Here is an 18454-nt window from a genome sequence, read left to right on the forward strand (position 1 = left end):
AAAGTTTTTGTAAGAGCATTTCATTGCAAGTTTTTACGGAGGCCCCCTTGATCCGATTATCGGTGTAAGAAGACAGATATCACGAAGAGATTGTACTATAAAAAGCTTTGGCCAAAGCTCAAGCTGCTTATGACGAAATCAAAAAAGGGATTGGTCCGTAAAAAATAACTCTCAGACATGCTCAAGCTTGGTAATTTACAGGATAGACAATTTTAATGTATTTTATATAGAATTAAAGCCCCATATAATGGGGCTAAAACGTTTGATGAGCCAAGATATCTCTTGTTATATACACAATTGGAAATTAAATATAAAACATGTAGTTATCCAATTCATCATGTTCTTGGTATGTGATCAAGTCCTTGAGTGTAGTTGAATCCAGCACTTCAGCAATGCTGTCACGAATTCGCAGCCAGAGCTGACGTTTTGCCGGATCGTCTTCTTCCGTAAAATCAACTGGAGAAATCGGGCCTTCCAGCACACGAATGATGTCTCCTGCTGTTACGCCTGACGGTTCATTCGCCAAAATATAACCGCCATAAGCACCACGGATACTTTTTACCAAACCTGCATTACGCAAAGGCGCAATGAGCTGCTCCAGATAATGCTCTGATAGCTGATTTTTTTCGGCAATACTTTTTAAAGAAGTTGGACCTTCGCCAAACCTGGCCGCAAGCTCCATCATAATGGTCAGGCCGTAACGGCCTTTCGTTGATATTTTCAATTGTGGCACCTCGCTTATATTAACAATTCCGTTAAACACGCGGAATATTTGGAGTTGTAAACCTCTCTATTCCGATCCTAACCCTCAGCTTATGTTAACATATTAGGGCAGGTAAAGGGAAACATTACGGTAACAATCTTAAAAAAAGTTGCTTTCGAGCGATTAGCAACAGATTTAGCCCGTTTTATGTAGCTTTCTTGCATCGTTCGCCGTGTCGTTTGTTCATCCAAACATCGTAACTTATTATCGTTTATGTTACAATAGGTGGGTTCTACAACAATATTGAAAGAATTGGGTGATGACCATGGCTAAAGCCAATCATGAAACCCGTGTCGTCGTCGGCATGTCCGGTGGCGTCGACTCATCCGTTACCGCGCTGCTGCTAAAGGAGCAGGGCTATGACGTAATCGGCATCTTCATGAAAAATTGGGATGACACGGATGAATTTGGCCGTTGTACGGCTGAAGAGGATGCGGAGGATGTACGCCGCGTCTGTGAACAGATCGACATTCCTTACTATACAGTCAATTTTGAAAAAGAATACTTTGATAAAGTATTCTCCTATTTTCTTGATGAATATAAAGCTGGACGCACACCCAATCCAGATGTCATGTGCAACCGTGAAATTAAGTTCGGCGAGTTTCTGAACAAAGCGCTGGATTTGGGAGCAGATTATGTTGCTACTGGACATTATGCACGGGTTGTGGAGGAAGACGGCCGCTTTACTTTGCTGCGAGGTGTGGACAGCAACAAGGATCAGACTTATTTCCTGAATGCATTAAGCCAAACACAGTTGTCGCGAGCCATGTTTCCGATCGGTCATCTGCCGAAACCAGAAGTACGTAAAATCGCAGAAGCTGCGGGACTTTATACAGCCAAGAAAAAAGATAGCACGGGCGTATGCTTTATCGGCGAACGCAATTTTAAGGAGTTTCTGAGTGGATATCTGCCTGCAAAAGGTGGAGATATGGTGGATATTGCTACGGGTGAAGTCAAAGGACGCCACGATGGTCTGATGTACTATACACTGGGTCAACGACAAGGCTTGGGCATTGGCGGTTCAGGTTCAGGCGAACCATGGTTCGTAGCAGATAAGGATCTGGAGAAGAACATCCTGTATGTGGTACAAGGTGATCGTCACCACAGCCTGTATTCTACCAGCCTGATTGCCACGGATGTAAACTGGATTGAAGGCGCAGATGCACGTCCATCCGGCGAATTCCGCTGCACAGCCAAGTTCCGTTACCGTCAGCCTGACCAGCAAGTCACTTTACAATGGCTTGCGGATGGGACCGTGCATGTCGTATTTGATGTACATCAAAAGGCCATTACCCCTGGACAAGCAGTTGTATTTTATGACGGGGAACGTTGTCTGGGTGGGGGAACCATTGATAAGGTTGAAAAACTTCAGCCTGAAACGGTTTGAATGAATGACAATTAACATTGAATAGCCGTAATAAAAAAGTCGTCTCTCCTGATTTGGGAGGAGCGACTTTTTTCTGTTACATGTTTTTAGCCATAAGTCGAAGGGAATTGGTTATCTGCTCTTTATTATGTCTATCATGCTGAACAAACATTTCCTGTAAAAAGGTTTCCAAAGTATACAGGCTATTAGGAGTTTAATAATTAGTTTATTGGACAATGATAGCCCATCGAAAAAGACCTTAGAGGCACAAAGCTAATCAAGCAGTAAAACTATTCTTGGACTATTAAGCCCTTTATTTTTTCACAAATTTTTTCGGCGTCACTTTTGTTCTTAGAATTCAATAGAAGATTATCCAAGAAATCTTCAACAAAATTCCTTACAGTAGAATCAAATATACCAATGGGAATATATTCAACTCCAATTGGATTCATGAAAGTGATCCCTTCCGAAGAGTACGTAGACTCATTATCCCATGCAATCTCTATTTTATCGTTAACTCTCCTGAAGAATACATCAGGCAAAAATGAGCCTGCTCTATTTGAAAACCATGAGTGTTTAAACTCCCATTCTTGCTTTGTATCGAACCATTGATCAAATTCAGCGTCATTGTCGGAATCAAACAACAAACAATTATCTATAAGTTCAAGAGAGTTTTGTCCTTCAACTGGAAGAGGAAATGCTTCATCACTCAATATATGCATATGATTTTCACTAAACCATTCAACAATATAAATTAAGTTCCATTGAAAAGGTGTTACAACATTCTCTTTCTTATACTCAAAAATATTTCTTCCTCGAACAAAAATTTCAATTTCTCCCCATGATTCACCAGCTAAACTCTTTTCATTAAAAGGATTATTTACAAGTTCATATTGGATAGCAAAAGTACTTTTATCTCCAAATGTTCTCAGAATAACGCACCTCACTTATTTCTTAATAGCTTATTGTACTCCACTTTCGTAATTTTACCATCCCTTAGGAACTGCCTCAATACATCGGCAGGTACTTCCCTAGCAGGGTTCGTAACCTCATATGGATGCCAACCCGTTTCACCATCTGGTTGAAATTTAACAAGCTTCCCCTCATAAATATTATATAATTGCTTATTTTTTGAAGATGAATAGGCTGCATCCAATAACTTTTGCCCTGTCTCAGCGTCTGGAATGGGGTTAGGACTCCCCCACCCACTTTGAGGATCATGTTTAGGGCTAGGCTCATATGTTCTCTTTTGAATTTCACCCGTTCCTTCAAAACCATCAGGTACCTTTTCTACCTTAACTTCTGGGGAGTTAGACGAACCTCTACCTTCTCCTTTGGCCATCTGCCACAATTCCGCTGAGCTTTCCCCTACTCCACTTGCACTTTTAACCGCAGTTGTAGCTCCATGCGCCGCCAAAGCTGCCGATCCAATTAATCCGGGCACTCCGATTATACTCCCTACGCCTGTAGATGATATAGCAACTGATAATCCTTCTCCACCCAATCCAGCTACTACCTCACCAGCCCCCTGCAATGTTGTAGCTACATTCCCGAGGATTTCTCCTACTTTAGCTGCCATGGGATGATCATAATCTCGTTCTTTATCTGGCAGCATCCCCAATGTCAAATTTCCCTGAATAGCTCCTTTTGCTCCCTGTGCAGTATCCCAAAGGATTTCTCCTTGAAGTTTGCTAGCTTCCAATTGAGCTTCAGCCTTGGTAATCTCAGCTTGTCCAATCTGTTCAAAGATTTTATGTAACCAACCTTCACCTGTGGATGCCGTTTTAACAGGGGCACCAAGCCAGGGCACATTCAATACGACTTTTTCTCCATCTACCTGTGTAAAGTTTTTTGAAATAAAAATAAGTTCTTGTGCTACTGTCGATAGTCGGTCAATTGTTACACTCATGGATTGTCGAGAAACCTGAAATTCCTGAAAAAATCTCTCTTGGGTGGCACCATACCAGCCTTGTTGGACAAAATCAATTCGTCCATTCAAGAAATTCAGCATACGTTCCAATTCATGCTTTCCTTGTAAAAACTGATCAGCAACTTCCATCAGTTTGTCAGGTGGAACTAATATTCTCCCCATTTTAACCACGCCCACTTTAATTTTGATGGAAATAATCTTATCAGAAGGGGATGTTTAGGGACATCCATCTATTATCCTGATATTTCCTTTTATATTATGTGACCAATGGACTGAAATAAACAGATTACTATGTCAAAAGTATTATAATCCCTTGTTATGAGTTACATGGATCAAAGTAGAGTTAAATTTCAAGCTGCGTCTAGGAGTGGAAGTGTAACCGTTTCTGTTGATATCGTCTTTCTGCATGACTGTGAGTAATGACAACTTGCTCATTGTGGGCAACTTACGTGAAGAGGTTCATTCATGCGCTCATCGGTTGTTAAACGGATTGCGACACTAAGAAATTTTTGATAACGCCCCCATTTGGGTATATGATGTAGACAAGATCATTACTTCAATTGAAAAGGAGCGTGCCTTTATGTCTGATTCATTAGGAATGCTGACACCGGGTAAGAAAGTTTCTTTGAAAGAATGGGACCCCAAGGATACGAAGAATATTAAAAATAAAGAAGAAATCCGACAGGAAACAGATCAATTGAAGGAACGCTTTGCCGAATTACAAAGTAAATTATTTACAGAGAAAAAACAAGCCGTTTTGTTTGTATTCCAGGGTATGGATTGCAGCGGAAAAGATGGCGTGATCAAGCAGGTATTTTCTAATCTTAACCCTGCCGGGGTGACTGTACACAGCTTCAAATCACCTACGACTGAGGAATTAAGCCATGATTTCTTGTGGCGCGCCCATAGCGTAACTCCAGGACGCGGATATATTGCGGCGTTCAATCGTTCTTACTACGAGGATGTGCTGATTACACGTGTTCACGGACAGGTATCCGATAAGCAGGCCAAGCAGAATATGAAGCATATCAAGCATTTTGAACAGTTGTTGCTGGATAGTGGTGTAAAGGTGGTTAAAATCTTTTTACATATTTCAAAGCAATTTCAGTTGGAAAAGCTGATTGACCGGATTGAGAAGCCTCGCAAAAACTGGAAGCTTGATCCGAGTGATTTGCAGGAACGGAAATTTTGGAAGCAATATACCCAATACTATGAGGAGGTACTAGAGCTAAGTGCAACCAAGCAAGCACCTTGGTATGTTGTTCCTTCAGACAATCGTTGGTACAGAGATTATACTGTACTGCGGATTGCCGTCCAAACGCTAGAGGAAATGAAGCTATCTGACCCTGATCCACGACCTGAACTCAAAGCCCTTTTACCTGAATTATACAAAGAACGAGATAAAAAATAATTAAATAAGCACAGCACTAAGCTTCCGCCCTCCTATTCACGGCTGATACGCCTTGAGTGAGGGTTTGGAAGCTTTTATGGTGTGCTCACATGTCATTTTGAAAATTTATAAGGTATAACTGACCCTGTACCCGATTGCTGCAGCTATAACTCCTACTATTACAGAAGATAATACATACATAGCCATACGTCGGTATTTTTTGTGTTCCATCAGTTGAAGAGATTCATAGCCGAATGTGGAAAAGGTGGTGTAGCCGCCACAAAAACCGGTTCCCAGTAGCATCCAGAGTGCAGGAGACAAATTGTGTTGCGCAAACTCGCCATACAGCCAGCCGAGCAGCAATGAACCGCTAATATTAATGATCCACGTCCCCCACGGGAATACAGTACCCAACCTTTTTCCGGCCCACATGCCAAGCCCGTATCTCGCTAGTGTACCCACCATTCCACCTGCTGCCGCCCACCAAATCATAAATGTTCCTCCTTGGGGGCAACCTGTGTCATTTTTGTGCCTAAACGGATACCTGCCCACGTCAAAAACAAGCCCCCGCCTACGCTAAGCAGCAAGTACAATATAGCCGTCAGCATACGATCGTGAACCGTGAGGCGTACAGCATCCACTGTAAAGGTGGAAAAGGTGGTAAATCCCCCTGTAAAGCCTGTTCCGATGGCAAGTCGCCAGCGGGGGTTGATCCGCCACGATCGCAAGGTCACCGTAAAAAACCAGCCGAGAAACAGGCAGCCAAGCCAATTCATTAACAGGACGCCAAATGGAAAGTCTGCCCCAGCCGCAGGCAATAATAATTGTATACTGTAGCGAGCAGAGGTTCCGAGCGCTCCACCTGCTGCGACGAATAGTACGTCTTTCATTTCTTTTATTCCCTTCTTCACTCTTGCAAGATCATCGTGTAACCTGACAATGTCGTACACACTTCGTATATTAAAGTCACATATATTAAGACTGCGACTCCCGCCAACGTTGGTTTTGCCTGATTTTAGACTCATTTCCCTGCTCAGTGGCCTGGTAAAAGGTCTGGTCTGCTATCGAATCGGGCAAGTATTGCTGCCTTACATAGTGATTCGGATAATTATGCGGATATTGATAGCCAACATGGCCGAGTTTTTCCGAGCCTTTGTAATGTGCGTCGCGCAGATGTAGCGGCACCTCGGCCGATTTTATATCGTCCATGGCCGACATGGCCCGTGAAATCGCCGTGTATACGGCATTCGACTTGGGACTTTCCACGGCGAACAAAATGGCCTGTGCAATGTTCAGTTTGGCCTCAGGCCAGCCGTTATTGCGGTAGGCCTCAAGCGCACTCACCGCTTGCACCATCGCCTGCGGGTTCGCCAGACCAATGTCCTCGCTGCTCGCTGCAATGAGGCGGCGAATAAAAGTCATCGGGTCCATGCCGAGCTTCTCTACGGCATACAGGAACCAGAACAGCGCCGCGTCGCTGGAACCGCGAATGCTTTTGTGAAAGGCAGACAGCACGTCATATTGTGTGGACTCGTCTGCCTTGACAATCGGGCGGCGGATGGATTCCTCTGCCACTTCCAGCGTCACATGAATCGTGCCGTCTGCCAGCGGAGGGGTCGTGAGCGCCGCTAGCTCCAGTGCGTTCAATGCACGGCGGATATCGCCGTTCGCCATGGACGCGATGTGGTCCAGTGCAGCTTCATCTACCTGAAGCTGCATATAGCCGAGCCCCTTGTCCGCATCGCTCAAGGCACGGCGCATAGCAGCCAGCGAATGCTCCCGGGTTAGCGCTTCAAGCTGAAATAACGTAGAACGGCTCATTAAAGCGCCGTTGACGTAGTGAAAGGGGTTTTCCGTCGTGGCGCCGATAAATACGATCGTTCCCTTTTCCACCGCAGGCAGCAAAGCATCCTGACGCGAACTGTTAAAACGATGGACCTCGTCAAGAAACAGAATAGTCTTTTTGCCATACATCGATTTATTCGTCTGTGCACGGTCAATGACTTCTCTTACATCCTTTACAGATGCTTCTACTGCATTTAGACGGACGAAATCACCTTGCGTGTGTTGAGAAATGATATGTGCCAGTGTCGTTTTGCCGCATCCCGGTGGCCCGTACAGCAATATAGAAGAAACCTGATCGGCCTCTATAGCTCTCCGCAGCAGCTTGCCTAGACCCACAACATGCTCCTGTCCAATATATTCATCCAGCGATGTCGGACGCAGGCGGTCTGCAAGCAACCGATTGTTTGGCGTTGACTCCTGGGAATATGAAAATAAGTCCATTTCATTCACTTCCTTATCATTTATGAACGAACACTTTCTTTTTTCATTGAAAACAAGTTCGCCCATACAGCTAAAAGACATGAAAATTCAATCGATCTACTGTATTAAAACGATTATAAACCGCCTCTTATTCTACCATATCGGTTAACAAGTTGCAGATAGCCTGGTCACGGTATAACTGTAGCCTTACCTGTGATTCAACTAAAAAGAAAGAACAGCCTAGGACGAAAAATGAATTTCGTGGCTGTTCTTTGGTTGACATGACCTTCAGCGTTCTAATTACTCCGTTTGCGCCTGTACGTAACTTGGAAGTGGACCGTCATGCAATAGCCACAGCTCATGCAGCGCACGGGTACATCCCACATACAACAGCTTGGCATCCCAAGTCCGTTCTCCATAATGATCCTGGTCGGCATCGGCCACAATAACTGCATCAAACTCCAGACCTTTGGACAGATATACAGGCAGTACAGACAAGCCGCCTTCATATTGCTTTTTACCACCATCAATCAAATGGACATCCAACCCCGCACTGGTGAAAACCTCATGCAGCTCTACAGCTTCTTTTAAGGTACGTGTCAGTACCGAAACAGTACGATACTCCTTGGAGGAAAGCTCTTTTAGAGCGGTAAGTAAACTCTGTTCACGCATGGACGAGTCGTAAGACACAGTACGCACCGGATCACCGCTACGAAATACCGGAACCGCTGTAATGCCGCCACGTACTCCCTGCTCCAAAATTGTATTTGCAAATTCTATAATTTCCAAAGTTGATCTATAACTCCGTGTAAGTGCAAAATACCCTGTTTGTTCAGGCACAAATAGTGAACTCATTTCCTCCCATGCATGTACACCACGATATTCATGAATTCCCTGGGATAAATCGCCCAGTATTGTAAAGGAATGCCCTTTTACGAACAAATCCAGGAGGGCAATATGAAAAGGTGAAAAATCCTGCGCTTCATCAATGACCACATGGTCAAAACGTTGAGATGATTCTACCTCATGAATCAGCACGTGAAGATACACCAACGCAGTCAGATCCTCTTCACGGATGATCTGATTTCGCAGGTCTGACTGTGTGGCCTTAAAGATGGGAGCCGGCAAAGAAGCCTTCATTTCCGCAGCGGTCTCTGCAGGTAATCCTTTAGTTGCCTGAAAAAGCTGCTTATAAAGCGTCAGTGCGTCATATTGTGGCCATTTTTTAGCATACGCCTTTTCCCGAGATCCGGCTTTTTTCTTTCGTTCCTTGAGCGCAGCCGCCGAAGGTGACTTTTTCAGTTCCATTTCAATCCAGCGATGGACTCTTGCCAGCACACGCTCCTTCCGCTTCGCGAGCGGATAGGGCTTATATTCCTCATTGAACCAATTCAAAATCTCCGTTCGCGGCAGCACCGCCCCATCCCAAGGTGAAAAGTCGCCCTCAGGCACCGAGATAGGCTCCAGTCGTCCCACAAAATCCTGAAGCAGCTTCATAAAATGAACCGATCCCTTAAATCTACCCGGTGCCTCATCCATAGATTCCGTTCTCAAGCTGCCACTTTCAAACCAATAAGATAACGTTTCGGTAGGATCTGCCAGAGGTAAATCCAGCCCCAGCAAGCCTAGCGCCCAGTCTGCAAATGTACTTTGCTGAATATTTCCAACCCCCAGCTCTGGAAGTACATCTGAAATATAATCGAGAAACATGTGGTTTGGTGCGAAAATAACCATTTTGTCCGCCGACACCTGATCCTTGTATTGATACAGCAAAAATGCGAGTCGATGGAGCGCTACGGTCGTCTTGCCACTACCGGCTACCCCTTGAATAACGAGGGCTGTATTTTTAGCCGCGCGGATGATCTGATCCTGCTCCGCTTGAATGGTAGATACGATATCCCGTAAACGGTTATCCTTGTTCTCTCCCAAACGATAAACGAGAAACTCATCAGAAACGGCAGGCTCATCACTTTCACGATTGTACGTATCAGCTACCCGTTCCAGGATTCTTTTCCGAATGACAACGTTGCGTTTCAGATACACCAAGCCCTCGACAGTTCCCTCAGGAGCTTCGTAGGACGCCGTTTCTTCACCACCTGTAAACGAATAAAACAAACTGGCAATCGGTGCACGCCAATCAATCACCAGCGGATATGCTGACGTTTCTTCACGCTCCACCCCGATCTTACCGATATAAAGTGGCTTGCGCTGACCTCTACCGCGCTCGTCAAAATCCATACGCCCAAAATAAGGCTCCTGCGAGCTTTTGGCTAAAGCCTGGCGTTTTTCCTCCCGTGCAGATTCCAGTACTTGCTCCGTAAAGTCATGCCCGGTGTACACTGGCGTATTGCGAAGCCGTTCCAATCTCCGATCAATTTCCTCCATAGCAAGCGACAGCCTATGCTGTTCTTCTTGATAGGCACTTTGAAACTTATTCTCCATTTCAGTTACCTCCTAAGAATATCAAGTCTCGATTTCTGCATCTCATTCACTTGCTCCGATACAAAAAAAGGAAAGTAAGCGTAACACATTTGACCACAAAAATCCAACCTTATTTCCTAATACGCCCAATTCCCTACTCTTTCACAAAAGTATGAAGCTTTGCGGCACCAGTGGAGCGGGTGATTTGAATCCGAAGAAGCGGAGTGATCGGAGGATCAAATCACACGCGAAGCGACCTTTAATACTCCATACTTCTTTCCCCCATCTCCACAAACTGCTTTTGAGCCAGCTCGCGGTACACCTGATGGGTTTCTAATAACTCGGCATGGGTTCCTGCACCAGTCACATTGCCCTTGTCCAACACGATAATTTGATCGGAGTGGACCACCGTAGACAATCGGTGTGCAATGACAATCGTCGTGCGTCCTTCCATCAAATTCGCTAAGGCCTTCTGCACCTCATGCTCGGATGAGCTGTCCAGGCTAGAAGTAGCCTCGTCCAGCATGAGGATATCAGGACTGCGAAGAAGCGCGCGCGCAATGGCGATCCGTTGTCGCTGCCCGCCGGACAGCTTCATTCCCCGCTCCCCTACCTCCGTATCGTAGCCTTGAGGTAGATCCATAATAAATGTATCCGCATACGCCATCATGGCAGCTCGTCTGACTTCTTCCAAATCAGCTTCGCGCCCCAAGCCATACGTAATATTATCTCTAACCGTTCCGGTCATCATCGAGCTCTCCTGTGATACATAACCAATTTTCGAGCGCCAGGAGGATAGTGTATAAGACGATATCGATTCGTCTCCATAACGAATTTCCCCTGTATCTGGCACATAAAAGCGCTCCAACAATGAAAACAAGGTGGACTTCCCACTCCCGCTCGGTCCCACGAATGCTGTCGTTCGGTTAGCCGGAATGACCAGGTTTGCACGATGAAGAACCTCTTCACCTTCGGTATAGGAAAAAGCGACATCACGAAATACAATATCTCTGCTCTCTTTTGCCGCTTCCTGCTTCAATTCAAGTGGTTCCTCTTCATGGTCTAAAATAGTCTGAATTCGTTCAGTGGCACCAACTACCTTTTGCAGACGTGAATATAAGGTCGTGAATTGGGCCATCGGTGTAATCACCTGAAACAGTAGCAAAATAAAAGCCACCAAATCACCCGCGGTTAGTACACCTGATGCGACGCGAACACCACCAACACCCAATATAATAACGAGCACCGCAGTCAGCAAAAAGGTAGAAATGGGACCTACAAGGGCCAATATACGTGACTCCTGCAACCCGAAGCGGAACATACGGTAAATGCGATCCTCCCCTGCCTGTGCCTCTCTGCTTTCCGTTCCGTAGGCCTTCACCAGCCTGATTTCGCCGATAACCTGACTCAGCACTGAGGTCAGATCTGCCATCTCATCCTGCTGTTTTTTGGAGATACGATACATTTTTCTGCCTACCGGAAATAAAATCAGGGCTGTTAGCGGAACAATGGTCAGAATAATGAGCGTCATCACCCAATCCAGATAAAATAACAACGCAATACCACCAATAATGGCAATCACATTAGAGATCAGATTCACGAGATACTCGGTAATTAAGTTCATAATCAGGCTTGTATCATTAGTGACACGACTCATCGTATCTCCTGACCGATTCCGGTCAAAGTATGGAATGGGTAGAGATAAAATTTTATGCCATAAGCGTTTGCGCAAATTAGCCACTATTTTGTGCCCGGCGTAGTTCAACATATAGATCGAAACTGCCGAAGCTACCGCTTGAAGCACAAAAGCGCCAAGCAGACCAATAATGACCATACGGTTCAATGAAGAAAAGGTTAAGCCATCGATCAACCCTTTGGTCATCATCGGTACGATTAAACCAGCAATCGTCTGAACCAGGGTCAGTATCAGGGCGATGATCAGAATGGACTTGGGTGGATGCGCACTCGCAATCAGTTTGATAAACCGACCCATACCTGCCTTGTCCGGCCTTTTACCTGGCTTTTCCTTCATCCGATCTTCCTGCTCATCTTGTCGCCCATGTTGTTCTTTTTCCATAAACCATCAACCTCGCTTCCTGTCTGACCATTCTTATTCAAACAACAACACCCGCGCTCTGCGCGGGTATGAACAGTACAACCTATCTTCGAGTTTACTACACCAGAGAATGAAGCACAAAGTTAGCCACAAACAGTACAGAAATGATATATAATGCGACAGGCACTTCCTTGCCCCGTCCTGCTGCCAGCTTGGCTACGGGATATGCAATAAAACCAAATGCCATCCCGTCTACAATACTGTAAGTAAAGGGCATCATCACCATGATCAGAAATGCAGGAAAGGATTCAGTAAAATCACTGAAATCCATCTCTCGCACATTTTGTACCATTAGGCCTCCGATAATGATTAATACAGGCGCAATGGCACTGTCAGGAATATAAGCCAATAGTGGAATAAAGAAAAATGTCGCTCCGAATAAAATTGCAGTTACCAGCGGGGTCATTCCTGAACGTCCGCCTGCCGCAATACCAGCCGTCGACTCCGCAGCGGCTACCGCGGGACTGCTGCCCAGAATACCAGCAAAAATATTGGTCACAGCCAATACACGCAAGCTATTCTTAAAAGAATCCGGTCTTCCAATCATGTTGGTCTGTGCAGTAATCATTCCAACATTCTCAAACAACACAATCAGTAACAGCAAAAAAACAGCGATCCAGAAGGCTACCGAAGCGATACCTGAAAAGGAAAGCTCCCCAAACAATTGCCCATACTGTCGCACCGTTTCAGAGGTTTTTACCGTGCTTGTTGGTTCTACAGCTCCCAGTACGTATGCAAGCCCAGTTCCTGCCAAAATGCTGATAAGCAAACCGCCCTGAACGTTACGTACAAATAATACAATCGCGAGTAGCAACGTTACACAGGCCGTAATCACCTTGGGATCATTGAAATGACCAATAGCCACAAAAGTCGTTTGATGTGCAATTACGATCCCACTTTTTTGCAGACCGATAAAGGTCAAAAACAGACCAATACCTACCGTAATTCCATGCTGCAAATTATGGGGAATCGCCTGACTGATCAGCTTGTACAATGATGTAAACGCCACAACGGCAAATATCACTCCTGTGACGGCAACCACCATCAACGCTTCCTGCCAGCTCAGCTTCATGGAATGTACGAGTGTGTAAGTGAAAAAGGCATTAATCCCCATCCCTGGTACAACGACCATGGGAGACTTTCCGCCAAAAGCCATCAGCAGACAGCCGATCATCGAGGTCAGCAGCGTCCCGAGCATTGCCCCTTGAAGAGGGATCCCGGCATCTGCCAAAATGGTTGCATTAACCATAATAATATATACAACGGAAAAATAAGAAATGGCACCCGCGGCTAATTCCTTTTTCCAATGATGCTCGGGCTTGAAACCGAGACTTCTGGACCATAGCCCATCCTTCATACCAAAACCCTCCAGCAAGTTGTTCAATCTGTTTGCAGTAAGCTGCTTTTTTCAAAACAAAAAGAGCTGTAGCCTACTGTGACACCAAGAAGTGATGCACAGAACTACAGGTCTTAGGTTGAAACATACTACTGTAAATCTAACGAATGTACTGTCATGCTACATTTCAAGCTTATACACCAGCGTGCTCTAACAGGTCCTTGACAGCTACGCTGACCATAATCAATCCTGCTACCGGAGGTACAAAAGCATTGCTTGCAGGTGGTTGCTTCGCTTTCCGGATTTCAGGTGCGTTGGCAGGTACAATTTTTTTGGTAATTTCTTCACGCGGCTTCATTGGCTCCTCATCAGAGAATACAACCTTGACGCCTTTGGTAATACCTTCTTTGCGCAGCTTGGTGCGGATGACACGGGCAATCGGGTCCATTCTTGTCTTGGAAATATCGGCAACTTGAAAACGGCTTGGGTCCATTTTATTCGCAGCACCCATACTGGAGATCATCGGAATTCCTCGTTTCAAGCATTCTTTAATCAAATGAACTTTGTAAATAATCGTATCCGAAGCATCCAGCACATAATCCAGATCGTACTTGAATAGCTCCTCATATGTTTCTTCCGTATAAAACATGTTCAGTGCAATTGCTTCACATTCAGGATTAATCAGCTTCACACGCTCTACCATCAGATCAGCCTTTTTTTGACCTACTGTTGTCGTCAGCGCATGAATTTGGCGATTAATATTGGTAATATCTACGACATCCTTATCAATCAAAATAATGCGTCCAACACCCGTCCGCGCCAGCGCTTCCACTGCAATCGAACCGACACCGCCGATACCCAATACAGCTACCGTGCTATTTTTCATAACCTCCAGACCTTCCGTCCCGATGGCCAGTTCCGTGCGTGAAAATTGATGCAGCATATGGTAATCCTCCCTCACTGGTCTAAACTCTATGCTTGAACTCCAGCATACAAACCACGAACCCATTATCCATAAAAGGGTAACGGGTTCAAGGCATTTTATAATCTATTTACATGCCAACAGATGGCAACTTGCACTTGCAAAATCCAACGCTTGTTTTAAGCTTTAGGTGCAACAGGCTTCGGAGCAAGACGAATATGAAGCTGATCCAATTGAGCTTGATCCACTTCGGCTGGTGCATCCATAAGCAGGTCTGTCGCGCTGGCCGTTTTCGGGAATGCAATGGTTTCACGCAGATTTGTACGACCTGCAAGCAACATAACAAGACGGTCAAAACCGAAGGCAATACCACCATGTGGAGGCGTACCGTATTCAAATGCATCCAGCAGGTAACCGAATTTATCCTTCACTTCTTCAGGCGGCAGATTGAGCGCTTTGAACATTTTCTCCTGAACTTCACGTTTGAAAATACGCATCGAGCCGCCACCCACTTCGTAGCCATTCAGCACGATGTCGTAGGCCTGAGCACGAACTTGACCTGGATCTGTGTCCAAGAGGGCCAGATCTTCTTCCTTCGGACGAGTGAACGGATGGTGCTCCGCTACATAACGTTTTTGTTCTTCGTCATAGCCCAGAAGCGGGAAGTCTACGACCCAGGCAAATTTGAATTTGTTATCGTCGATAAGCCCCAAATGACGGCCAATTTTCAGACGAAGCGCGCCCAAAACATCAGCAACTACTTTTTTATTATCCGCAGAGAACAGCAACAGGTCGCCTTCTTCGGCTCCCGTACGCTCTTTCAAGGCTTCGATTTCTTCCGGTGTGAAGAATTTAACGATAGGCCCCTTGAATTCGCCTTCTTTCACTTGGATCCAAGCCAAGCCCTTTGCTCCATAACGTGCTGCAAAAGGACCCAGGTCATCAATGTCCTTACGGCTCCACGTGCCACATCCTTTGGCATTAAGGACTTTAACTTCGCCACCCTTTTCAATTACGGAAGCAAATACTTTTACCCCACTGGTTGCCACGATATCATTGACATTTATCAACTCAAGACCAAAACGCAGGTCAGGCTTGTCAGAACCATACTTGTCCATTGCCTCTGCATGTGTAATCCGTTGGAACGGGGTTTCCAGTTCTACCCCAACTGTTTCTTTGAACAATTTCACCATAAGACGCTCCATCATAGGCAGCAAGTCATCCTGTTGCATGAAGGAAGTCTCAATGTCGATCTGCGTAAATTCAGGCTGGCGGTCAGCACGCAAATCTTCATCACGGAAACAACGTGCCACTTGGTAGTAGCGCTCCAGGCCGCCTACCATCAGCAATTGCTTGTACAATTGTGGCGATTGCGGCAAGGCAAAAAATTCGCCTTCATGCACTCGGCTAGGAACCAAATAGTCACGTGCACCCTCTGGGGAGCTTTTCGTTAAAATTGGTGTTTCTACCTCAATGAAATCTTCACCGTCCAGGAAGTCGCGGAATACTTTTGCTGCTTTGGAACGCAGTTTCAACGTCTGATGCATTTCCGGACGACGCAGGTCCAGATAACGGTATTTCAAACGCAGTGACTCGTCTACTTCTACGCCGTCTTCAATGAAGAACGGAGGTGTTTTGGATGCATTCAATACTTCGATTTCAGTGACACGCACTTCAATTTCACCTGTAGGCAGGTTCGTATTGATCGTTTCTGCATCACGTTTGACAACAGTACCAGTAACCTCAAGCACATATTCACTGCGAACACGATCCGCAATTTGCAATGCTTCACCGGAATAGGCCGGATTAAACACGATTTGTACAATTCCGCTACGGTCACGCAAATCTATAAAAAGTACGCCCCCTAAGTCACGACGGGTCTGTACCCAACCGTTCAATGTAACTGTTTCTCCGATATGCGCATGAGTCAATGCGCCGCATTGATGACTCCTTTTCATAATACACACTCCTGTTAGGTTTAGTAGTTAATGCTATATGACAGCCAGAGGGAAGCTCCCCCTGACTGATGTTACATCATGTTGTTTAGCCTAATTCTTCCACCAGCTGATCCAGCTTAACAGTACGTTGCTCACCGGTTTCCATGTTTTTTAGTGCAATTTCACCTTTAACCAGCTCATCATCACCCAGAATCGCCGTATATCTTGCTTTAAAGCGATCTGCCGATTTCATCTGAGCCTTCATTTTACGCCCCAGATAATCTCGCTCTGCGGAAAATCCAGCTTGACGCAGCTTGAACAGTTGTTTGGTCACTTCCGTTTCTGCCGCCTCACCCAAAGCCACCATATAGATATCCAGCGGCTTGGCTTCGTTCAATTTGACACCCTGATGCTCCAAAATCAGCTGAATTCGCTCAAGCCCAATGCCAAAACCAATCCCTGGCTGATCCGGTCCGCCCAGATCTCCAACCAATCCGTTGTAGCGACCGCCTCCACCAATCGTATCAATAGCACCAATGCCTTCGGCTTTGAATTCGAATGCTGTCAGCGTATAATAATCCAGCCCCCGTACCAGGCGCGGGTTCACTGTATATTCCACGCCCATCGCATCCAAATTTTGCTTCACTTTCTCAAAGTGCGTGCTGGATTCCTCGTCCAAACTATCCAAAATCGAAGGTGCTCCGCCAAATTTGTCCTGATCATCTTTGCTATCCAGCACACGCAGCGGATTACGCTCGATGCGCGCTTGGCTCTCCTTGGTCAACGTATCCTTAATGGGCATCAGGAAGTCCACCAAATGCTGCCGATAAGCAGCACGACTGGCAGCATTACCAACAGAGTTGATTTCTACCTGTACCCCTTTCAGGCCCAGCTCACGACAGAACTGATACCCGAAAGCAATAACTTCTGCATCCAGCGCCGGGTCCATCGCCCCGAATGCTTCAATGCCAAATTGGTGAAACTGGCGCTGACGCCCAGCTTGTGGACGCTCATACCGGAACATTGGGCCGATATAGTACAGCTTAGTTACATCCGGTTCACCATACAGTTTGTTCTCCACATAAGAGCGGACAACCCCTGCCGTTCCTTCCGGACGCAGCGTCATGCTCCGTTTGCCTTTATCCTCAAAAGTGTACATTTCCTTTTCCACCACATCGGTCGTTTCACCCACACCCCGAACGAACAAATTCGTTTGTTCGAACATTGGTGTACGAATCTCTCGGTAATTAAAGCGGCGGCTAATCTCACGAGCTTTTTCCTCGACCACTTGCCATTTTTCTACACTACCTGGCAGCAAGTCCTGTGTTCCCGTCGGTTTTTGAAAGGCCATTTACGTATCCCCCCGTCATTGTATTTCTTATAAAAACAAAAAATCCCTCGCCCTGTTATCATTAACAGGGACGAGGGATTGTCGTTTACAAATCACCCGTGGTACCACCCACATTCCGGAGTTTACCCAGACCACTAGCATACAAATGACTCAGTGTCCGTCAGCATTACACTGACTCCGCTCATACGTATAACGCCCGTAACGCGCAGTACGGCTATTATGCAGGATGGTCCGCTGTTTGGCATATGCCATGCATGACTCAGCAGAGCTTCCTCATTGTTCGCCGCCTGTTCTCGGGGAGGTCATTCGTCCGCTCATCAAGGGAATTTTTACAGCCTGGAAATTCCTCTCTGCGCTTGTGGGTTCGGAGTACTTGGTCCCGTCATCAAATCATTTTTCATTATTTTATGATTTTAATGAACTGCTTCGACAAAGTCAAGACATTCCCCCTAGAATAAGACAAATAAGTCTTATAAAAAGAAAATAACCTGCGGAAACGGTCCGCAGGTTTAAAAAGATATATCAAAAGGGGGTCATGCTGTTATTATAAACAACGAATATTAAGGAATGATGTTTCGAATATTACAATTGTATTACAGCCACTCTAGTGTGACTAATTTCCTCGTATATCGACATTTTTGTGACATTCGCTCCCTT

Annotated in this window: 14 protein-coding genes; 2 read left to right on the top strand and 12 right to left on the bottom strand. The window is 45.6% G+C overall.

What is annotated here, in order from left to right; genetic code table 11:
- Positions 1–304: 304 nt before the first annotated feature.
- Entirely contained in the window at positions 305–724 is a 420-nt protein-coding gene (gene cymR / locus HFD99_RS05200; protein WP_013372613.1) for a cysteine metabolism transcriptional regulator CymR, read from the bottom strand.
- 304 nt (positions 725–1028) lie between these two features.
- On the opposite strand from cymR, the gene mnmA reads away from it, so the two are divergent.
- Entirely contained in the window at positions 1029–2150 is a 1122-nt protein-coding gene (mnmA, locus tag HFD99_RS05205; RefSeq protein ID WP_025365607.1) for a tRNA 2-thiouridine(34) synthase MnmA, read from the top strand.
- Positions 2151–2419: 269 nt separating this feature from the next.
- Here the strand turns inward: mnmA and HFD99_RS05210 are convergent, their stop codons facing one another.
- Complete coding sequence (locus tag HFD99_RS05210) at positions 2420–3076, bottom strand: DUF5984 family protein (protein ID WP_025365608.1); 657 nt, start codon at positions 3074–3076, stop codon at positions 2420–2422.
- A complete protein-coding gene (locus tag HFD99_RS05215; protein WP_025365609.1) occupies positions 3073–4221 on the bottom strand; it encodes a WXG100 family type VII secretion target in 1149 nt (382 codons plus the stop codon). The genes HFD99_RS05210 and HFD99_RS05215 overlap by 4 nt, the downstream gene beginning before the upstream one ends.
- Before the next feature lie 418 nt (positions 4222–4639).
- Here HFD99_RS05215 and HFD99_RS05220 point away from each other — a divergent pair, with 418 nt between their 5' ends.
- A complete protein-coding gene (locus HFD99_RS05220) occupies positions 4640–5470 on the top strand; it encodes a PPK2 family polyphosphate kinase (protein WP_016819116.1) in 831 nt (276 codons plus the stop codon).
- A gap of 105 nt (positions 5471–5575) precedes the next feature.
- Here the strand turns inward: HFD99_RS05220 and crcB (HFD99_RS05225) are convergent, their stop codons facing one another.
- From crcB (HFD99_RS05225) to hisS, 9 genes are all read right to left on the bottom strand, one after another.
- Positions 5576–5941 (bottom strand): fluoride efflux transporter CrcB, encoded by a 366-nt coding sequence (crcB, locus tag HFD99_RS05225; RefSeq protein WP_016819117.1) that lies wholly within the window; start codon positions 5939–5941, stop codon positions 5576–5578.
- Positions 5938–6339, bottom strand: a complete 402-nt coding sequence (gene crcB / locus HFD99_RS05230) for a fluoride efflux transporter CrcB (protein ID WP_016819118.1) — start codon at positions 6337–6339, stop codon at positions 5938–5940. Before crcB (HFD99_RS05230) ends, crcB (HFD99_RS05225) begins: the two co-directional genes overlap by 4 nt.
- Positions 6340–6424: 85 nt before the next feature.
- A complete protein-coding gene (locus HFD99_RS05235) occupies positions 6425–7735 on the bottom strand; it encodes a replication-associated recombination protein A (RefSeq protein WP_167440815.1) in 1311 nt (436 codons plus the stop codon).
- 279 nt (positions 7736–8014) lie between these two features.
- On the bottom strand, positions 8015–10156 hold the full coding sequence (locus tag HFD99_RS05240) for a HelD family protein (protein WP_167440816.1): 2142 nt from the start codon (positions 10154–10156) through the stop codon (positions 8015–8017).
- A 238-nt stretch (positions 10157–10394) separates the two neighbouring features.
- Positions 10395–12212: an ABC transporter ATP-binding protein gene (locus HFD99_RS05245; protein WP_167440817.1), complete on the bottom strand. Its 1818-nt coding sequence runs from the start codon at positions 12210–12212 to the stop codon at positions 10395–10397.
- Positions 12213–12309: 97 nt separating this feature from the next.
- The gene (locus HFD99_RS05250; RefSeq protein ID WP_016819122.1) at positions 12310–13608 is read right to left on the bottom strand and encodes an NCS2 family permease; all 1299 of its coding nucleotides are present in this window, start codon (positions 13606–13608) and stop codon (positions 12310–12312) included.
- 172 nt (positions 13609–13780) lie between these two features.
- Positions 13781–14530, bottom strand: coding sequence for a tRNA threonylcarbamoyladenosine dehydratase (locus HFD99_RS05255; protein WP_016819123.1), 750 nt, complete (start codon positions 14528–14530; stop codon positions 13781–13783).
- Positions 14531–14688: 158 nt separating this feature from the next.
- Positions 14689–16467 carry an aspartate--tRNA ligase gene (gene aspS, locus HFD99_RS05260; RefSeq protein WP_019688323.1) on the bottom strand — a complete coding sequence of 593 codons (1779 nt, stop codon included), beginning with the start codon at positions 16465–16467 and terminating at the stop codon, positions 14689–14691.
- Between the two features lie 85 nt (positions 16468–16552).
- The gene (gene hisS, locus HFD99_RS05265; RefSeq protein WP_013372628.1) at positions 16553–17797 is read right to left on the bottom strand and encodes a histidine--tRNA ligase; all 1245 of its coding nucleotides are present in this window, start codon (positions 17795–17797) and stop codon (positions 16553–16555) included.
- Between the last annotated feature and the right edge of the window lie 657 nt (positions 17798–18454).

Origin of the sequence: Paenibacillus sp. EKM301P (assembly GCF_011800295.1) — a bacterium.
GTDB classification, from domain to species: domain Bacteria; phylum Bacillota; class Bacilli; order Paenibacillales; family Paenibacillaceae; genus Paenibacillus; species Paenibacillus polymyxa.